This is a genomic window from Streptomyces sp. NPDC046862, from assembly GCF_040704615.1.
Taxonomy (GTDB): Bacteria; Actinomycetota; Actinomycetes; order Streptomycetales; family Streptomycetaceae; genus Streptomyces.
On the sequence record NZ_JBEYXP010000001.1, the window covers coordinates 16,885 to 35,783 of the forward strand.

Here is an 18,899-nt window from a genome sequence, read left to right on the forward strand (position 1 = left end):
GCCCGAAAAGGCGCTCAGATATACCCAACGCCCGTGATCGCCATGCGCCACCCGGCCAGATTTTCTTACCTGACAGGCTGAAATTTTGTTGATCGTGGGTTAGGCAGTGGCCCGATCGCCCTACTCTTCTTAGGGTGAACCAACTGATGTCCCGAGAGTCCGAGGCCGATCTGCCCGGGGAAGCGTCGCTTCCCGGCACCCTGACGGATGCCCTGCGCACGGAACTCGTGGCCTTCCGCCGCGACCTTCACATGCACCCCGAGCTCGGCAACCAGGAGTTCCGTACGACCGCGGCGATCAAGGCCCGCCTGGAGAAGGCGGGGCTCGCGCCACGCGTGCTCGACGCCGGGACCGGACTCATGTGTGACATCGGCGACTGGGACGGCGGGCGGCCCATGCTCGCCCTGCGGGCCGACATCGACGCTCTGCCGATCCCCGACACGAAGGTCGACTGCGCCTACCGGTCCACCGTGCCCGACCGGGCGCACGCGTGCGGCCACGACGTGCACACCACCGTCGTCCTCGGCGCCGGCCTCGTCCTCGCCGAGCTGCACCGGCAGGGGCGGCTGCCCCGGCCCGTACGGCTGCTCTTCCAGCCGGCCGAGGAGGTGCTGCCCGGCGGCGCCGCCGACGCCATCGAGTCCGGTGTGCTGGAGGGCGTGGGGCGGATGATCGCCGTCCACTGCGACCCGAGGGTGGACGCCGGACGGATCGGGCTGCGCAACGGGCCCATCACCTCCGCCTGCGACCGGCTGGAGGTCGCGCTCGACGGCCCAGGCGGTCACACCGCCCGCCCCCACCTCACCACCGACCTCGTCACCGCCGTCGCCCGCGTCGCCGCCGACGTGCCCGCGGTGATCGCCCGCCGCGTCGACGCCCGCAGCGGCCTCGCCGTCACCTGGGGGCGCATCGAGTCCGGGCACGCCTGCAACGTGATCCCGCAGCACGCCGAGCTCTCCGGGACCGTTCGCTGCCTCGACCTCGAGGCCTGGCGGCAGGCGCCCGACCTGGTGCACGCCGCCATCGACGAGATCGCCACCCTCCACCGGGCCAAGTCCGTGATCAACTACGTCCGGGGCGTCCCGCCGGTCGTCAACGACCCGGTCGTCACCGAGCTGCTGCGGGACGCCATGACCTCGCGGTGCGGCGCGCAGTCCATCGAGAGCACCGACCAGAGCCTGGGCGGCGAGGACTTCTCCTGGTACCTGGAGCACGTCCCGGGTGCCATGGCCCGTCTCGGCGTCCGCCGGCCCGGCGACCGCCGGGTCCGCGACCTGCACCAGGGCGACTTCGACGCGGACGAGCACGCCATCACGGTCGGCGTGGAGCTGTTCACCGCGGCCGCCCTTCTCGACCCCGGGCGGTAGCGGGTAGCCGGGCCCGGAGGGGTGACCGGCCGTCGACCGGCGCCCGCCGTCACCCCTCCCGCCTTACGCCTCCCGCCGTCACCCACGGGTCGCGCCCGCGTACGCGGCGTGAGAGCGATTCGTGGGCGTTATGCCCTCATCGCACCATTCGAGACCGTGGTTCACCGGGACTTAACCGGCCATCGGCACGAATGGATAACGGCCACGCGGTACCCCGTTCCCTCGGCGGTCTACGCGCGTTAATGTGCGCCGAACACGGCACCCACGGCGGGAGCTGAACAAGCACCCACTGCGGGGCTTTGGAGAATGGGGAACTTCACGATGCGTCGGATATCCAAACTGACCCGCGTCGCGGTGGGGGTCGCGTCGCTGGCCCTCGCGGCCACTGCCTGTGGCGGTACGAGCAGCGAAGCCGGGAACGACGGCGGCGACAGCGGCGGGGCCAAGAAGGGTCTCGCCATCGCGTACGACGTCGGCGGCAAGGGCGACCAGTCCTTCAACGACGCCGCGTACTCCGGCCTGGAGAAGGCCAAGAAGGAGTTCGGCTACAAGACCGCCGACATCGAGCCCACCGAGGGCGAGACCGACGCCGACAAGGTGCAGCGCCTCACCTCCCTGGCCAAGCAGGGCTACAACCCCGTCATCGGTATCGGGTTCGCCTACGGGCCCGCGATGAAGGAGGTCGCCGCGAAGTTCCCGAAGGTCAGCTTCGGCATCGTCGACTCGGTCGTCGAGGGCGACAACGTGGCCTCCCTGGTCTTCGCCGAGAACGAGGCCTCGTACCTCGCCGGTGTCGCCGCCGCCAAGGCGACCAAGACGAACACCGTCGGTTTCGTCGGTGGCGTGGACGTCCCGCTGATCCACAAGTTCGAGGCCGGCTACAAGCAGGGCGTCCAGGACACCAACCCCAAGGTGAAGGTCCTGTCCCAGTACCTGACGCAGACCGCCGAGGAGGGCGGCTTCTCCAGCCCCGACAAGGGCAAGGCCGCCGCCGAGGCCCAGCTGGAGAAGAACGCCGACGTTCTCTACGCGGCCGCCGGCCTCTCCGGCCAGGGCGTGATCGAGGCCGCCGCCACCCAGAAGAAGTGGGCGATCGGCGTCGACTCCGACCAGTACAACCAGCAGGCCCTCGCCAAGTACAAGAACTACATCCTGACCTCGGCGCTCAAGGACGTCGGTGGCGCGGTGTACACGCTGGCCAAGTCCGTCAAGGACGGCAAGCCGCTGACCGGCACGCAGACCTTCGACCTGAAGGTGAACGGCGTCGGCCTGGCCGAGAGCAACCCCGAGCTCGCGAAGATCTCCGGCCTCACGGACGCCGTGGCCAAGGCCAAGAAGGCCATCGTCGACGGCACGATCAAGGTCAAGACCGAGTAACCGACGGTCAGCCGGAAGCGGGCGGGCGCCCTGGCGCTCGCCCGCTTCTCGTTCGGGGGGACGTGCCCCGTAAGGGGCGCGGGGAACTGCGCGACCAGCCACACACGGGCCCGCAGCCCCGGACGATGCGTCACCACCAACGGCGCGACCGGAGCCCGCGCCCCCAGCGGAGCGTCTCGGCCCCATAACAAGCCGTACCGCAGGGTTTCACCCGGAGGTCTACGCGCGTTACTCTGCGGCGGAACCACCACGCGCCGAAGCAGTGGAGCACGGAGCACGTTCCTTCCGGCGCTTGTACGACAGGAGCACTGACACATGCGCCGGGTTTCCCGCCTCACGGTCGCAGGCGCAGCGACCGCGTCCCTCGCCCTCGCCCTCTCCGCCTGTGGAGGCACCTCCACGGAGGCCTCCTCCCAGGACTCCAAGGGCAACAAGGGCCTCGCCATCGCCTACGACGTCGGAGGCAAGGGCGACCAGTCCTTCAACGACGCCGCCTTCGCGGGCCTGGAGAAGGCGAAGAAGGAGTTCGGCTACGAGACCACGGACGTCGAGCCCACCGAGGGCGAGACGGACGCGGACAAGACCCAGCGCCTGGTCTCGCTCGCCAAGCAGGGCTACAACCCGGTGATCGGCGTCGGCTACGCCTACGCGGCGGCCGTGAAGGAGGCCGCGGCGAAGTACCCGGACATCACGTTCGGCATCGTCGACGACTCCACCATCAAGGCGGAGAACGTCGCGGACCTGGTCTTCTCCGAGGAGCAGGCCTCGTACCTCGCCGGTGTCGCCGCCGCCAAGGCGACCAAGACGAACACCGTCGGTTTCGTCGGGGGCGTGGACATCCCGCTGATCCACAAGTTCGAGGCGGGTTTCAAGCAGGGCGTCGAGGACACCAACCCCAAGGCGAAGGTCCTCTCCCAGTACCTCACGCAGACCGCGGAGGAGGGTGGCTTCTCCAGCCCCGACAAGGGCAAGACGGCCGCCGAGAGCCAGATCGAGAAGAAGGCCGACGTCGTCTACCAGGCGGCCGGTCTGTCGGGCCAGGGCGTGATCGAGGCCGCCGCCGCCAACAAGGTGTGGGCGATCGGCGTCGACTCCGACCAGTACCAGCAGCAGGCCCTCGCGAAGTACAAGGACCACATCCTCACCTCGGCGACGAAGGACGTGGCCAAGGCGGTGTACAACCTTGCGAAGTCGGTCGAGGACGGCAAGCCGGAGACCGGTATCGTACGGGGCGATCTGAAGACCGGTGAGGTCGGCCTCGCGGACTCCAACCCCAAGTTCAAGGCCGATACCAAGCTCCAGGAAGCCATCGAAACGGCCAAGGAGAAGATCATCAGCGGCGAGATCAAGGTCAGGACCAGCTGACACAGCAGGACTTCGAGCAGCAGGCGACCCCGGAGGAAGTTCAGGCACGTCCCCACGCCGCCCGGCACGCACTCTCGCCGCACCGGCCAAAGGCCCAAGTAGCTCCGCTACGAGGACCTTCGCCCGGCACACCGAGAGCACGCACCGAGCGACGCGGGAACGCACCCGCTCTTCCTCCGGGGCCGCCAGTAACCGCGGGGTTACATCCGCTCAACGGGGTACGGGGAGTCTTCGCCCTGTACCCCGTTGTCGACGGTGCGTCACCTCGTTTCGTTGCCATAGGGGTGCTACACGCGTAGACGACCCCCTTCCACAGGAGAGTGCGCCATCAACGCGTCCAGCAGCCCTCCGGCCGGGGCGGCGGTCAACGGTCAGGTGACCGCCGTCGAACTCGCCGGGATCACCAAGCGATTCCCAGGCGTCGTGGCCAACCACGACATCCACCTCAGCGTCCGCAAGGGCACCGTGCACGCCCTCGTCGGCGAGAACGGCGCCGGCAAGTCGACGCTGATGAAGATCCTCTACGGCATGCAGAAGCCGGACGAGGGCACGATCGCGATCGACGGCGAGCAGGTGACCTTCAGCAGTCCCGCCGACGCCATCGTCCGCGGTATCGGCATGGTCCACCAGCACTTCATGCTCGCGGACAACCTCACGGTCCTCGAGAACGTGGTGCTGGGCAGCGAGAAGCTGTACGGCATCGGTGGCAAGGCGCGCCGCAAGATCAAGGAGATCTCCGAACGGTACGGCCTCGGGGTGCGCCCCGACGTCCTCGTCGAGGAGCTCGGTGTCGCCGCCCGTCAGCGCGTGGAGATCCTCAAGGTGCTCTACCGCGGCGCCCGCACCCTGATCCTGGACGAGCCGACCGCCGTGCTCGTGCCGCAGGAGGTCGACGCGCTCTTCGCGAACCTGCGGGAGCTGAAGTCCGAGGGCCTGTCCGTCATCTTCATCTCCCACAAGCTGGGCGAGGTGCTGTCGGTCGCCGACGAGATCACCGTCATACGCCGCGGCACGACCGTGGGCACGGCCGTCCCCGCCGAGACCACCCCGCGCCAGCTCGCCGAGCTGATGGTGGGCAGCGAGCTGCCGACCCCGGAGACCGCCGAGTCCACGGTCACCGACCGCCCGGTCCTCACCGTCAAGGACCTGCGCCTGGAGGCCCCCGGCGGCAAGGCCCTCCTCGACGACATCACCCTCACCATCCACGCGGGCGAGGTCCTGGGCCTGGCCGGCGTCGAGGGCAACGGCCAGACCGAGCTCGTCGACGCGCTCATCGGCCTCAAGTCGGCCGACTCGGGCACCATCACGCTGGCCGCGGAGGAGATCACCACCTGGACCACGCGCAGGCGCCGTGAGCAGGGCATCGGCTACATCCCCGAGGACCGCCACCGCCACGGCCTGCTCCTGGAGGCCCCTCTCTGGGAGAACCGCATCCTCGGCCACGTCACCGAGGCGCCCAACGCCAAGGGCTTCTGGCTGGACCCGAAGGCCGCCCAGGAGGACACGCGGCGAATCGTCAAGGAGTACGACGTCCGCACGCCCGGCATCGACGTCACCGCCGCCTCGCTCTCCGGCGGCAACCAGCAGAAGCTGATCGTCGGCCGCGAGATGAGCCACAAGCCGCGCTTCCTGATCGCCGCCCACCCCACGCGGGGTGTGGACGTCGGCGCGCAGGCCCAGATCTGGGACCAGATCCGCGAGGCGCGCCGCGAGGGCCTGGCCGTGCTGCTGATCTCCGCAGACCTGGACGAGCTGATCGGCCTGTCCGACACGCTCCGGGTGATCTACAACGGCAGGCTGGTCGCCGACGCCGACCCCGCCACGATCACCCCGGAGGAACTCGGCTCGGCCATGACGGGCGCGGCCACGGGCCACCTGGAGTCTCCGACTGAGGGCCCGGTGGAAACCTCGGTGGGCGCCCCGCTGGAGACTTCGGCAGACGGTTCACCGGACGGCCCCGCAGGGACCTCGGCAGATGTCCCCGCTGCGACCTCGGCGGACGGCCCGGCGGCGCCTCCGGCCGAACCCCGGGCCGAGAGCTCCGTGAAAGTGCCCTCCCAAGGCACGGCAAACACCCCATCCCAAGGTCCGGCGAAGACCCAGGCAGACGCGGACGGCCCGGAAGACGCGGACGCCCCGGAAGACGCAGACATCCCGGAAGACGCAGACGCGCCGGAAGACGAGGCCCGCTGATGAAGAAGTTCGACAAGGAGCGCGTGCTCCTCGCCGTGGCCGGACCGGTCATCGCGCTCGCCGTGGCCTTCGCGCTGTCCTCGGTGGTGCTGATCGCCTCGGGCAAGAGCCCGGTCGAGCCGTACACCCTGATGTTCGAGCAGGCCACGTACTCCGACATCCAGGTCCTGATCATCAACCAGGCCTCGATGTACTACATCGCGGCGCTCGCGGTGGCCATCGGCTTCCGGATGAACCTGTTCAACATCGGTGTCGACGGCCAGTACCAGCTCGCCGCCATGATCGCCGCGGTCGTGGGCGCCCATGTGAACCTCCCGGCGTTCCTCCAGATCCCGCTGCTGATCCTGACCGCGATGTTCACCGGCGCCTTCTGGTCCGGCATCGCCGGTGTCCTCAAGGTCACCCGCGGCGTCAGCGAGGTCGTCGCGACGATCATGCTCAACGCGATCGCGACCTCCGTGATCGCCTACCTGTGGCTGCCCAGCGTCTTCGGCGTCAAGGTCGGCAACAACAACACCACCGGCGAGATGCACAAGTCCGGCTGGGTCCCCGGCATCGACCTGGGCGCGGCCGGCGAGATCTACGGCATGGTGTTCCTCGCCGTCCTGCTCGGCGTCGTCTACTGGGTCGTCCTCAACCGCACCCGCTTCGGCTTCGACCTGCGCGCCTCGGGCGCCTCGGAGAGCGCCGCCGCGGCCAGCGGTGTCGACCCCAGGCGCATGGTGCTCACCGCCATGCTGATCTCCGGCGGTATGGCCGGTCTCGCGGGCCTGCCGATCCTGCTCGGCGACACGCACACCTACAGCCTGAACTTCCCCACCGGCATCGGCTTCCTCGGCATCGGCATCGCCCTGCTCGGCCGCAACAACCCGACCGGCATCGCCTTCGCGGCCCTGCTGTGGGCCTGGCTCGACAAGGCCTCGCCCGAGCTGGACTTCCACAACTACGACAAGGAAATCGCGGTCATCATGCAGGGCCTGATCGTGCTCGCGGTCGTCGTCTCGTACGAGGCCGTGCGCGAGTGGGGCCTGCGCCGCCAGCAGCGCCGCGTCGGCGCGGAGCTCGCCGCCGGTCTCGTCCTCGGCGCCACCGACAACACCGCCCAGAAGGCCCAGAAGGAGGTGGCTGGCCGATGACCACCGTGACCACCGCGACAGACGTCAACCAGCCCACGCTGCAGCCCGCCGCCCCGGCCGGCCGCAGGCTGTCGCTGCCCGTCCTGCTGATCATCATCGCCGGCGGCCTCGCGCTGACCTCGATCGTCCGCATCATCACCGGCGCCGACGGCATCACCAACGTCAGCCAGATGTCCACCGCGCTGGAGCTCGCCGTCCCGATCGGCCTGGCCGGTCTCGGCGGGCTGTGGGCCGAGCGGGCGGGCGTCGTCAACATCGGCCTCGAGGGCATGATGATCCTCGGCACCTGGTTCGGCGCCTGGGCCGGCTACCAGTGGGGCCCGTGGACCGGTGTCCTCGTCGGCATCATCGGCGGCGCGCTCGGCGGCCTCGTGCACGCGCTCGTCACCGTCACCTTCAACGTCAACCACATCGTCTCCGGTGTGGCCATCAACATCCTCGCCCTCGGCGCCACCCGCTACCTCGCCCCCCTCGCCTTCGAGGGCAAGCCCGGCGGCTCGGCCAAGCAGTCCCCACAGGTGGACTCCCTCGGAGACTTCACGGTGCCGGGGCTCTCGGACGCGCTCAGCGAGCTCAACCACAAGGGCTGGTTCCTCATCTCCGACATCGCCGGCCTGCTCGGCGGACTGGTCACCAACGTCTCCTGGCTGACCCTGATCGCCGTCGCCCTGATCCCCGGCAGCTGGTGGATCCTGTGGCGCACCGCCTTCGGCCTACGGCTGCGCTCCTGCGGTGAGAACCCGGTCGCCGCCGAGTCGCTCGGCGTCAACGTCTACAAGTACAAGTACCTCGCCGTGATCATCTCCGGCGGCCTGGCCGGCCTCGGCGGCGTCTTCCTGTCCATCGTGGCCAACCCCTTCTACCTGGAGGGCCAGACCAGCGGCCGCGGTTACATCGGTCTCGCCGCGATGATCTTCGGCAACTGGATGCCGGGCGGACTCGCCCTCGGCGCCGGCCTGTTCGGCTACACCGACAGCCTCAACCTGCGCGGCGGCTCCGAGAACGTCCACGCGCTGCTGCTGCTCGGCGCGCTCCTGCTGGTCATCGGCGCCGTCCTGCTGGCGCTGCGGAAGAGGTACACCACCTCCGCGGTCACCCTGCTCATCGGCGCGCTGGTGTTCACGTGGTACGCGACCACCAACGAGGTGCCGAACCAGGTCGTCTCCGCCACGCCGTACGTCATCACGCTGATCGTCCTCGCGCTCTCCGCCCAGCGGCTGCGTATGCCCAAGGCGGACGGCCTGCCGTACCGGAAGGGACAGGGCAAGTGACCTCGCCCGCCGGGGGCAACGGCGGCGAGGGCGTCGACTGGGACGAGCTGCGTACGGTCGCCCGGGACGCGATGTCCCGGGCGTACGCCCCGTACTCCGGCTACCCGGTCGGTGTCGCCGCCCTGGTCGACGACGGGCGGACCGTCTCGGGCTGCAACGTCGAGAACGCCTCGTACGGCCTCGGGCTGTGCGCCGAGTGCGGGCTGGTCTCGCAGCTGCAGAACACCGGCGGCGGCCGGCTGACGCACTTCACGTGCGTGGACGGCCAGGGCGAGATCCTCGTCCCCTGCGGCCGCTGCCGCCAGCTGCTGTACGAGTTCGGCGGCCCGGACCTGCTCCTGGAGACCCCGGAGGGCATCGTGCCGCTGTCCCAGATGCTGCCGCAGGCGTTCGGCCCCGGCCATCTCAGGAAGTAACACCCGTGCGGCCCCTCCTGACGACCGGTCGGAGGGGCCGCTCACTTCCGGAACCCCGGAAGTCACCCGGAAGTCACCTTCGGAACCTCGGAAGGAACCTCATGGCCATGGACGCCATCTCCGTCATCCGCACCAAGCGGGACCGCGGCGGGCTCAGCGACGAACAGATCGACTGGGTCATCGACGCGTACACCCGCGGGGAGGTCGCCGACGAGCAGATGTCCGCGCTCGCCATGGCCATCCTCCTCAACGGCATGGACCGCCGGGAGATCGCCCGATGGACGGCCGCGATGATCGCCTCCGGCGAGCGCATGGACTTCTCGTCCCTGGCCCGCCCGACCGCCGACAAGCACTCCACGGGTGGCGTCGGCGACAAGATCACGCTCCCGCTGGCCCCGCTGGTGGCGGCCTGCGGCGCGGCGGTCCCGCAGCTCTCGGGCCGGGGCCTCGGCCACACGGGCGGCACCCTCGACAAGCTGGAGTCGATCCCCGGCTGGCGCGCCCTGCTCTCGAACGAGGAGATGCTGTCCGTCCTGGACGGCGTGGGCGCGGTGATCTGCGCGGCGGGCGACGGCCTGGCTCCCGCGGACAAGAAGCTGTACGCACTGCGGGACGTCACGGGCACGGTCGAGGCGATCCCGCTCATCGCCTCCTCCATCATGTCGAAGAAGATCGCCGAGGGCACGGGCTCGCTGGTCCTGGACGTCAAGGTCGGCACGGGCGCCTTCATGAAGACGATCGAGGACGCACGCGAACTTGCCTCCACCATGGTCGGCCTGGGCACGGACCACGGCGTACGGACGGTCGCGCTGCTCACGGACATGTCCACCCCGCTCGGCCTGACCGCGGGCAACGCGCTGGAGGTCAGGGAGTCGGTGGAGGTCCTCGCGGGCGGCGGCCCGGCGGACGTCGTGGAACTGACTCTGGCCCTGGCCCGCGAGATGCTCGACGCGGCCGGGCTGAAGGACGCCGACCCGGCGAAGGCCCTGGCCGCCGGCTCGGCGATGGACGTGTGGCGCCGCATGATCGCGGCCCAGGGCGGCGACCCGGACGCCGCCCTGCCCACGTCCCGCGAGCAGCACGTGGTGAAGGCGAGTGCCTCCGGCGTCCTGACCCGCCTCGACGCGTACGACATCGGCATCGCCGCCTGGCGCCTCGGCGCGGGCCGCGCCCGCAAGGAGGACCCGGTCCAGGCGGCGGCGGGCGTCGAACTGCACGCCAAGCCGGGCGACGCGGTGACGGAGGGCCAGCCCCTGCTGACCCTGCACACGGACACGCCTGAGCGGTTCTCCTACGCGCTGGAGGCGGTGGAGGGTTCGTACGACATCGGGGCGCCCGGGACGGCGTACACGCCGTCGCCCGTCGTGCTGGAACGTATCGCCTGACCTGGTCTTTTCTCTTTCGGATGAACGGGATCGGTGGACCGCCACCGGTCCCGTTCGGCATGCTGGGATCGGTGACGACCGATAGGAGACCGCCAGTGCGACACGAAGTCGCTCCACCCAAGTGGATGGCCTGTACGAGGAAAGAAGGTCATGAGCAGGTCATCCCGGACCAGTGTCCAAGGTCCGTCCCCACTTCCGCATGCGTCGCTGGCAACGGCGGGGTGTGAAGCCGGAAGCGCAAGCCCAAGAGCGGCACGGCCATCGGGCCGCAACAGGCGAGGGGAAGGCCGGACGGGCTAATGCGAATGAACCCTTGACGAAATCTCGTAACTCCTGTGCCGCGTCGATGGTGAGCTGTCGGTGGCAGACAGGCCCTGGCGCGGAAGAGCGCGCGACGACCCCGGAGGATTGGCGCCGAAGGGGGAGGACACCGTCGGGCCCGGGATTAAGAGGGAGCCCACCCCGGTCGCATCTTGTGGGAGCGGAACGTGGAAACCCCGTTGGAGTCCGGGAGTTGATCCCGGTAAGCCGGAGGTAACGAAGGACCAAGCCTCCAGCGGGACAGGATGATCCGAGAAGCGAACGCCGATGGGGCGAAAGCCCAGAGGAAAAGGACGCGGATTCCTCAGCCGCCCTATAACTCGTCGGATACGGGGCCGATGCCCCGGCCCGAAAGGGAGCCCACGCGGATCAGGTAGGCCCGTGAAGAAGAACTGCGAAGAACCCCGAACCGAAGGGCAAGTTGGATGCCGAAGGCAGGTGTGGCAGTGGCCGCTGCGGCGGCGATGCCTCCCACGACGGCGAACGGACCGGAGGACCACGCCCAGACCTGGCACAGCATCGACTGGGCCAAGGCGGAGGCGTCGGTACGGCGGCTGAGGCAGCGCATCTTCACAGCCGCGCAGGAAGGGGACCTGAAAAAGGTCCGCAACTTGCAGAAGCTGATGCTGCGGTCCCACTCGAACACGCTCGTGAGCGTGAAGCGGGTAACGCAGCAGAGCACAGGCCGTCGGACAGCAGGGATCGACCAGGAGCGTGCGCTCACTCCGAGCGCGCGAGGGCGACTGGCCGCTGAGATCGCAGCGGAGCGCTCGCCTGGAAAGCCCCTGCCCGTCCGGCGCGTGTACATTCCCAAAGCCAACGGAAAGCAGCGACCCTTGGGTATTCCAGTGATCCGTGACCGGGTCCGCCAGGCCCGCGTCAAGAATGCACTGGAACCTGAGTGGGAAGCCCGGTTCGAGCAGCGAAGTTACGGCTTTCGCCCCGGCCGGGGCTGTCATGACGCGATCGGCGCCATCTTCAATATCGCAGGCCAAAGACGGGCCAAGCGGTTATGGGTGCTCGACGCTGATCTGACAGCGGCTTTCGACCGCATTTCGCACGACCACCTGATGGGCCTCATCGGTACCTTCCCTGCGCGGGAAGCGATCCGGGGGTGGCTCAAGGCGGGGGTGATGGATTGCGGACGATTCTCGCCCACCGATGAGGGGACTCCTCAGGGTGGTGTGATCAGCCCGCTGCTGCTCAACGTGGCCTTGCACGGCATGGAAACGGCGGCCGGGCACCTCACAGAGGGACGTTCCCACAAGTCTCGAAGAGATGCTCCGGTCCTGGTCCGGTACGCGGATGACTTCGCGGTGTTCTGTCACAGCGAAGACGAAGCCCGCCGAGTCAAGGAGCAGCTGGCTCGCTGGATGGCCCCGCGCGGGGTCGCCTTCAACGAGGAGAAGACATCGGTCCTCCACCTTGAAGAAGGATTCGACTTCCTCGGGTTCAACATCCGGAGATACAGCGGGACTCTGCTGATCAAGCCGAGCAAGGCGGCTGTGAAGAGGGTCCGGGAACGGCTCCGCAGTGAAGTGATCGGCCTGCGAGGGGCGAACGCTGGAGCCGTGGTGAGGAGGCTCAACCCGATCATCAAGGGGTGGGCCACCTACTACCGGACGGTGGTGTCCAAGGAGACCTTCAAGTCCCTGGACTTCTACGTGTGGACGCTCACGCAGAAGTGGGTCAAGCACTCCCACCCGAACAAGCCGAAGAGCTGGCGACTGGCCAAGCACTACGGCGTCTTCAACTCGACCCGGAAGGACCAGTGGGTCTTCGGTGACCGGGACACCGGCACCTACCTCTACAAGTTCAACTGGACCAGGATCGTCCGGCACGTGATCGTCAAGGAAGGCAACTCACCTGACGATCCATCGCTGGCCGAGTACCGGGCGAACCGCCGACGCAAAAGGATGCCCGGGACCGCCGACAGGTGGACCATCACCCTCGCATCCCGTCAGAAGGGGATCTGCCCGCTGTGTGAACAGCCCCTGATCCCCGATGCCGAGTACACACCGGACAACCCGCGCGAGTGGGCCGCCTGGTTCTCGGCATCGATGAAGCCGCTGCACAAGCACCACTTCATCTACCGGCGCGACGGCGGCTCGGACGAGCGGACGAATCTTCGCCTCGTACACGCCGACTGCCATCGCCAGCACCATGCCGGCGACCACAGAAGGGCCAAGCAAGATGACCGACCCGCGTGACTCCAGGGGCCCGCTTGAGCCGGATGCGGTGAACAGCCGCACGTCCGGTTCTGAGGGGGCCGGAGGGCGGCAACGCCCTCCGGCTACCCGACTGAGCGCACTCAGCGTCGAGCCCGGGTCCCCGAGGGGGACGGGCTGGGACGAGATCGTCCGTGTCTGGGAGGAGACGGACGCTCCCGAGGGCAGCAAGGTGGAGATCATTGAAGGGGTCGTCACCGTGCCACCTCCGCCCTCTGGAGACCACAACATCACGGCAGCCCTGCTTCAGCGGCGGCTGTACACCAGGCTCCCGGAGGAGTGGGAGATCTTCCAGACATTGGGCCTCGAGGTACCGGCAGTCCAGGACATCTTCATCCCCGATCTGGCAGTGCTCCCCATTGAGTCCGTACGAGGGCGTAAACGTGTGCCTGCGCAGGAGGCGGAGTTGGTCGTCGAAATCACGTCTGAGAACAACGCAAACCACGACCGCATCAAGAAGACCCATGGGTATGCGCAAGCCGGCGTGCCGCTCTACCTTCTCCTGGACCCCTGGCACTCTGGACGCCCCACCGCAACCTTGTACGGCGAGCCGAAGAACGGCACCTACCGTGTCCTCGCCTCAGTGGAGTACGGCGAGAAGCTGACGCTGCCGGATCCCTTCGGCCTCGACCTCGACACAAGTGTGTTGCCCCTCGGCTGAGCGATGGCTCCGCATCACCCCAACAACGCCGCCACCACCACCAACACCGGCACCGACAGCACGGTCGACAGCAGAATGGACTCCCGGGCCAGTACCTCACCCACGCGGTAGCGACTCGCATACGTGAAGAGGTTCTGCGCGGCCGGGAGCGCCGAAGTCACCACCACGTCGAGCAAGGGCGCCCCGCGCAGACCGAACACCCCGCTCGCCAGGGCCCAGGCCACCACCGGCTGGCCCACCGACTTCAAAGCGACCGAAAGAAAGACCGGGTGGCGGTCGGAGCCGCGGCCCGGCATCGTGCTGCCGCACAGGGAGATGCCGAAGGCGAGCAGGACCGCGGGCACCGACATGTTGCCGATCAGCGTCAACGGGTCCATGACCGGCCCCGGCACCGTCACGCCGGACGCCGAGACCACGACACCGGCCAGCGAGCCCACCGCGATCGGGTTGCGCAACGGCGTGATCAGCCGCCTCCACAGCGGGAGCTTCTCACCCGGGCCCGCGAGGTCCAGGATCGTCAGCGCGACCGGCGTCAGCGCGATCACCTGGAACAGCAGCACCGGCGCCACGAGCGAGGCGTCACCGAGCACGTAGACGGCGATCGGGATGCCCAGGTTGCCGGAGTTGACGTAACTGGAGCACAGCGCGCCGATCGTCGTCCGGCCGATGCCCCAGTGCCGTACGACACCGACCGCGACGAACACTCCGGCCGCCGCTGCCGTGCTCAGCGCCGTGACGAGCAGGCGGTTGGAGAAGATCACCGACAGGTCGGCCTCGGCCAGCGTCGTGAACAGCAGGGCCGGTGAGGCCACATGGAACGCGAGCTTGGTCAGCACCTCCCGTCCGTGCTCGCCGAGATAGCCGCGCCGTCCGATGACGAAGCCGACGCCGATGACGACGGCGATCACCGCGAACCCCGTCAGTACCCCCTGCACAGGGCCCCCTCGGCGCGGAGGCGGAGGAGACCGTCGGGTATCGCAGGCGGAGCAGATCCATGGGGCATACACCCAACCCTCCGGGGAAGGCGGGGTACCGGTCAATGTGATCCTTGCCGGACCGCGGGGCCCGCCAGCACGCGTCGGACGCCCACGGCCCTGGATCCCATCCATGATCCGTGACGAGACGCGATGAGTTACGAGCCCCAGGACGGTCTACCGAACGTGGATGCCACGACACCCCCCGTACTCGTGCTGCCGGGCCCCGTCACCAGGGACGAGATACCCCGGCTCTGCGCCGACGTACGCGCGCGGCTGACCGCCACAGGAGCGGGCGTCGTGGTGTGCGACGTCGCCGGGATCGGCCCTCCGGGGCTGGACGCCGTTGACCTGCTCGCCCGGCTTCAGCTCGCCGCCCGGCGCGCGGGGGGCCGCATCCGGCTGCGGGACCCCGACCCGGCGCTGCGCGCGCTACTCGGTCTTGTCGGCCTCGCCTTCGAGGTGGAGGGGCAGTCCGAAGAGCGGGAACCAGCGGGCGGTGTCGAGAAAGCAGTGGAACCCGGTGATCCGGCCCTCTGATATCTCCAGGACCTGGATCGCCCACGGGGAGAAGCCGCCCTTCTCCGGGTCCGGCTTGTACTGGGCGAAGCCCGGCAGGCCGTTCACCGCGACCGGCACCAGGTGGGAGCCCGCGCAGGCCGCGCCCAGCGTCGTCATGAAGCCCGTGATGTCGTCCGTGCCGCGCAGCCACAGGTCGAACGGCGGCATCGTCATGACCGCGTCCTCGTGCAGCAGGGCGGTCAGCGCCGCCATGTCGTACCCCTCGAAGGCCGCCACATAGCGGTCCAGGAGCTTTTGCTGCTCCTCGTCCAGCGGGTCGGAGACGGTGCCCGCCGCCTCCTGGCCGTTGCTCTCGGAGAGGGTCGCCCGTGCCCTCTGCAGCGCGCTGTTCACCGACGCCACCGAGGTGTCGAGCAGCTCGGCGACCTCGCTCGCCTTCCAGGCCAGCACCTCGCGCAGGATGAGCACGGCACGCTGCTTGGCGGGCAGCTTCTGCAGGGCCGCGACGAAGGCCAGCCGCACGGACTCCTTCGCCACCGCCGCCTCCGCCGGGTCGCTGCTGGTGGGCAGGACGCGGGCGTCCGGGACGGGCTCCAGCCACGTGTTGTCGGGGCGGGGGGAGAGCGCGGCCTGGGCCAGGGGGGTGGAGTCGCTGAGGTCCACGGGGCGTGCCCGCTTGTTCCCCGCCGTCAGCATGTCCAGGCACACGTTCGTCGCGATGCGGTACAGCCATGAGCGGAGCGAGGAGCGGCCCTCGAACTTCTCGTAGCTCCGCCAGGCGCGGACGAGGGTGTCCTGCACCGCGTCCTCGGCCTCGAAGGACGAGCCGAGCATCCGGTAGCAGTACCCGGTCAGCTCGACGCGGTGCTTCTCCAGTTGGACGTCGAGGTCTGTCGTTGTCGCCGTGCCGTTGCTCATGCCCACCCACCCCTGTGGCTGCTCCCTGGTGTGCTTCTTCGCACCCAGCACTTCGGAAGCTACCGCAGCCCACTGACAACGGCCCCCGGAGCGGATGAACCCGCAGGTTCGGGGGTGTCTGGGGTGGGTGGTTCAGCCCCTCCGGCGTTTGAGGAGCGGGGTCCGGGGCGGAGCCCCGGGGATGGGACGGGTAGGGGCGGCGGGGGCGAGAAAACCCCACGGAGCGAACCCCCGCGGAGCGAACCCCCGCGGAGCGAACCCCCGCGGAGCGAAACTCCGCGTGGACCCGCTCAGCGGCAGCTCAGCGCACCGCCACAGCCCCCCGCCGCGCCTCCACCCGCGCCGCACGCGACCCGGCCACCGTGATCGTCACGACACCCAGCACCGCCAGCAGTCCGACCCCCACGGTGCCGCTCCATCCCCCGGCGTGGAACGCCACCGCTCCGATCGTGCTCCCGGCACTGGACCCGACGTAGTAGGCGGACTGGTAGAGCGCGGAGGCCTGCGCCCGCCCGTGCTTGGCGGTGTGGCTCACGGCGGAGGACGCCGCCGCGTGCCCCGCGAAGAAGCCGCCGGTGATCAGGACCAGCCCGAGCAGCACCAGCGGCAGCGCGTCGGCCAGGGACAGCAGCAGCCCGGAGGCCGTCGTCCCGCCCGCCAGGTACAGCGTCCCGCGCCGTCCCAGCCGCGCCACCAGCTTCCCGGCCGTCGACGCCGACACCGTACCCACCAGGTACACCAGGAAGATCGAGCCCACGATGCCCTGCGGCAGCGAGAAGGGAGCGTCGGTCAGGCGGTAACCGATCACCGTGTAGACCCCGCCGAACACCGTCATGAACAGCGCGCCGATCGCGTACAGCCTGCGCAGCAGCGGGTTCGAGAGGTGGTCACGCACCGTACGGGCCAGCACCCGCGGCCGCAGCGAACCCGGAGTGAAGTGCCGCGGCGCCGGCAGGAGCAGCCGGAAGGCCACCGCGCACGCCACCGCGACGGCACCGATCGCGCCGACCGCGGCCCGCCAGCCCCACTCCTGCGCGACCCAGCCGGTGATGACCCGGCCGCTCATGCCGCCGACGCTGTTGCCGGCGACGAACAGTCCGATCGCGGTGATGAGGGCCTTCGGACGGACCTCCTCGGCCAGGTACGCCGTCGCCGACGCCGGCAGCCCGGCGAGCGCCGCGCCCTGCACCGCCCGCAGCGCCACCAGGGTGCCCAGGTTCGGTGCGAACGGCACGAGCAGTCCGACGGACACCGCGACCGCCAGCGACGCCGTCATCACCGCACGCCGCCCGAACCGCTCCGACAGCGCGCTCATCGGGAGCACGAACAGCGCCAGCGCCCCCGTGGCCGCCGACACCGTCCAGCTCGCCGCGCTCGAGGTCACCCCGAAGTCGCCGGAGACCAGCGGCAGGAGCGCCTGCGTGGAGTAGAGCAGGGCGAAGGTCGCGACACCCGCGAGGAACAACGCCAGGCTCATCCGGCGGTAGCCGGGCCCACCCGGGGTCATACGGGAGTCGGAAGCGGACGCAGCAGAAGCGGATGCTGCTGCAGAAGCGGACGAAGCCGAAGCGGGCGAAGCCGACGCGACACGAGCGGAAGCAGGCGTGGACGCGGACGCGGTCGATACGGCGTCCACGGTGGTGGACGCCTCGGTACTGACGGAAGGCATGCCTCGAACGTACGGACCCATCACTCATCCGTCCAATGCATGGAACCCTCATAATCGTTCCCATGGTGCATCAGCAGAGGTCAGAAGCCCACCTGTCACCGTCCAGTGACACAGAAGACATCGTCGCGGTGCTCGCCCCGCGCCTCGCGTACTTCGCCGGGGTCGCCCGCACCGAGCACGTCACCCGGGCCGCGCAGGAGATGCAGGTCCCGCAGTCGACGCTGTCCCGCGCCATGGTCCGGCTGGAGCAGGACCTGGGCGTCGACCTGTTCGCCCGCCGGGGACGCACGGTGTCCCTGACCCTCGCCGGACGTACCTTCCTCGGTTCCGTCGAGCGCGCGCTCGCCGAGATCGAACGCGCCGCCGACGAGGTGCGCGCCGACGCCGACCCCGCCACCGGCAAGGTCGCCTTCGGCTTCCTGCACACCATGGGCTCGGAGACGGTCCCCGCACTCATCCGCGCCTTCCGCGCGGACCACCCGCGCGTCCGCTTCAGCCTCGTCCAGAACTACGGCGAGGCCATGATCGAACGGCTGCGGGCCGGAGAGCTGGACCTGTGCCTGACGTCGCCCGTCCCGGACGCCCCCGACCTCGTCGCCCGCCGCCTCGACGAACAGAAGCTGCGCCTCGTCGTCCCGGCCGACCACCGCCTCGCCTCCCGCAAGCGCGTCCGCCTCGCCGAGGCCGCCGACGAGACCTTCGTGACCCTCGAACCCGGCTACGGCATGCGCCGCATCACCGACGACCTGTGCCGTCAGGCGGGCTTCAAGCCCCGCATCGCCTTCGAGGGAGAGGAGGCAGAGACCCTGCGTGGCCTGGTCGCCGCAGGCCTCGGCGTCGCCCTGCTGCCCCCACCGGCCGTACCCCGCCCGGGAGTGTCCGAACTGACGGTCACGGCCCCTCGCGCAGCCCGCGAAATCGGCGTCGCGTGGCTCGCGGGCCACCCGGACACCCCTCCGGTGGCGGCCTTCAAGAGGTTCCTGCTATCGCGAAGGGGCCGGCTCCTACCGGACTGAGGGCGCGCCCACGTATCCAAGGGCGTGAGGAACTGCTCCAGGGGCGCGAGGAACTGCGCGAGCAACCACAACCAACCGGC

General features: G+C 69.4%; 14 protein-coding genes and 1 pseudogene. 12 read left to right on the forward strand and 3 right to left on the reverse strand.

Annotation, left to right across the window (positions count from 1 at the left end; translation table 11 throughout):
- The first annotated feature begins 146 nt into the window (after positions 1 to 146).
- The 10 genes and pseudogenes from AB0959_RS00080 (at position 147) to AB0959_RS00125 (ending at position 13,720) form a co-directional block, all read left to right on the forward strand.
- A complete protein-coding gene (locus AB0959_RS00080) occupies positions 147 to 1,367 on the forward strand; it encodes an amidohydrolase (RefSeq protein ID WP_366823914.1) in 1,221 nt (406 codons plus the stop codon).
- Between the two features lie 321 nt (positions 1,368 to 1,688).
- Positions 1,689 to 2,744, forward strand: a complete 1,056-nt coding sequence (locus tag AB0959_RS00085) for a BMP family ABC transporter substrate-binding protein (protein ID WP_366823915.1) — start codon at positions 1,689 to 1,691, stop codon at positions 2,742 to 2,744.
- 315 nt (positions 2,745 to 3,059) lie between these two features.
- The gene (locus tag AB0959_RS00090; RefSeq protein WP_366823916.1) at positions 3,060 to 4,109 is read left to right on the forward strand and encodes a BMP family ABC transporter substrate-binding protein; all 1,050 of its coding nucleotides are present in this window, start codon (positions 3,060 to 3,062) and stop codon (positions 4,107 to 4,109) included.
- 375 nt (positions 4,110 to 4,484) lie between these two features.
- A pseudogene (locus tag AB0959_RS00095) lies at positions 4,485 to 5,990 on the forward strand (ABC transporter ATP-binding protein); the annotation flags it as partial.
- Between the two features lie 311 nt (positions 5,991 to 6,301).
- Positions 6,302 to 7,438 (forward strand): ABC transporter permease, encoded by a 1,137-nt coding sequence (locus AB0959_RS00100; RefSeq protein WP_366823917.1) that lies wholly within the window; start codon positions 6,302 to 6,304, stop codon positions 7,436 to 7,438.
- Positions 7,435 to 8,709, forward strand: a complete 1,275-nt coding sequence (locus tag AB0959_RS00105; protein ID WP_366823918.1) for an ABC transporter permease — start codon at positions 7,435 to 7,437, stop codon at positions 8,707 to 8,709. Before AB0959_RS00100 ends, AB0959_RS00105 begins: the two co-directional genes overlap by 4 nt.
- Complete coding sequence (locus AB0959_RS00110) at positions 8,706 to 9,125, forward strand: cytidine deaminase (protein WP_366823919.1); 420 nt, start codon at positions 8,706 to 8,708, stop codon at positions 9,123 to 9,125. Before AB0959_RS00105 ends, AB0959_RS00110 begins: the two co-directional genes overlap by 4 nt.
- A gap of 101 nt (positions 9,126 to 9,226) precedes the next feature.
- Positions 9,227 to 10,510 carry a thymidine phosphorylase gene (locus tag AB0959_RS00115; protein WP_366823920.1) on the forward strand — a complete coding sequence of 428 codons (1,284 nt, stop codon included), beginning with the start codon at positions 9,227 to 9,229 and terminating at the stop codon, positions 10,508 to 10,510.
- A gap of 746 nt (positions 10,511 to 11,256) precedes the next feature.
- On the forward strand, positions 11,257 to 13,041 hold the full coding sequence (gene ltrA, locus AB0959_RS00120) for a group II intron reverse transcriptase/maturase (RefSeq protein ID WP_366823921.1): 1,785 nt from the start codon (positions 11,257 to 11,259) through the stop codon (positions 13,039 to 13,041).
- Positions 13,042 to 13,132: 91 nt separating this feature from the next.
- Positions 13,133 to 13,720, forward strand: a complete 588-nt coding sequence (locus AB0959_RS00125) for a Uma2 family endonuclease (RefSeq protein WP_366824253.1) — start codon at positions 13,133 to 13,135, stop codon at positions 13,718 to 13,720.
- 14 nt (positions 13,721 to 13,734) lie between these two features.
- Here the strand turns inward: AB0959_RS00125 and AB0959_RS00130 are convergent, their stop codons facing one another.
- Positions 13,735 to 14,655: an AEC family transporter gene (locus AB0959_RS00130; RefSeq protein ID WP_366823922.1), complete on the reverse strand. Its 921-nt coding sequence runs from the start codon at positions 14,653 to 14,655 to the stop codon at positions 13,735 to 13,737.
- 192 nt (positions 14,656 to 14,847) lie between these two features.
- Here AB0959_RS00130 and AB0959_RS00135 point away from each other — a divergent pair, with 192 nt between their 5' ends.
- The gene (locus tag AB0959_RS00135; protein ID WP_366823923.1) at positions 14,848 to 15,234 is read left to right on the forward strand and encodes an STAS domain-containing protein; all 387 of its coding nucleotides are present in this window, start codon (positions 14,848 to 14,850) and stop codon (positions 15,232 to 15,234) included.
- Here the strand turns inward: AB0959_RS00135 and AB0959_RS00140 are convergent.
- The gene (locus tag AB0959_RS00140; protein ID WP_366823924.1) at positions 15,127 to 16,134 is read right to left on the reverse strand and encodes a sigma-70 family RNA polymerase sigma factor; all 1,008 of its coding nucleotides are present in this window, start codon (positions 16,132 to 16,134) and stop codon (positions 15,127 to 15,129) included. The two genes, AB0959_RS00135 and AB0959_RS00140, sit on opposite strands and share 108 nt — an antisense overlap.
- 301 nt (positions 16,135 to 16,435) lie before the next feature.
- Positions 16,436 to 17,803, reverse strand: a complete 1,368-nt coding sequence (locus AB0959_RS00145) for an MFS transporter (RefSeq protein WP_366823925.1) — start codon at positions 17,801 to 17,803, stop codon at positions 16,436 to 16,438.
- A gap of 62 nt (positions 17,804 to 17,865) precedes the next feature.
- Here AB0959_RS00145 and AB0959_RS00150 point away from each other — a divergent pair, with 62 nt between their 5' ends.
- Entirely contained in the window at positions 17,866 to 18,819 is a 954-nt protein-coding gene (locus AB0959_RS00150; protein ID WP_366823926.1) for a LysR substrate-binding domain-containing protein, read from the forward strand.
- Positions 18,820 to 18,899 lie beyond the last annotated feature (80 nt).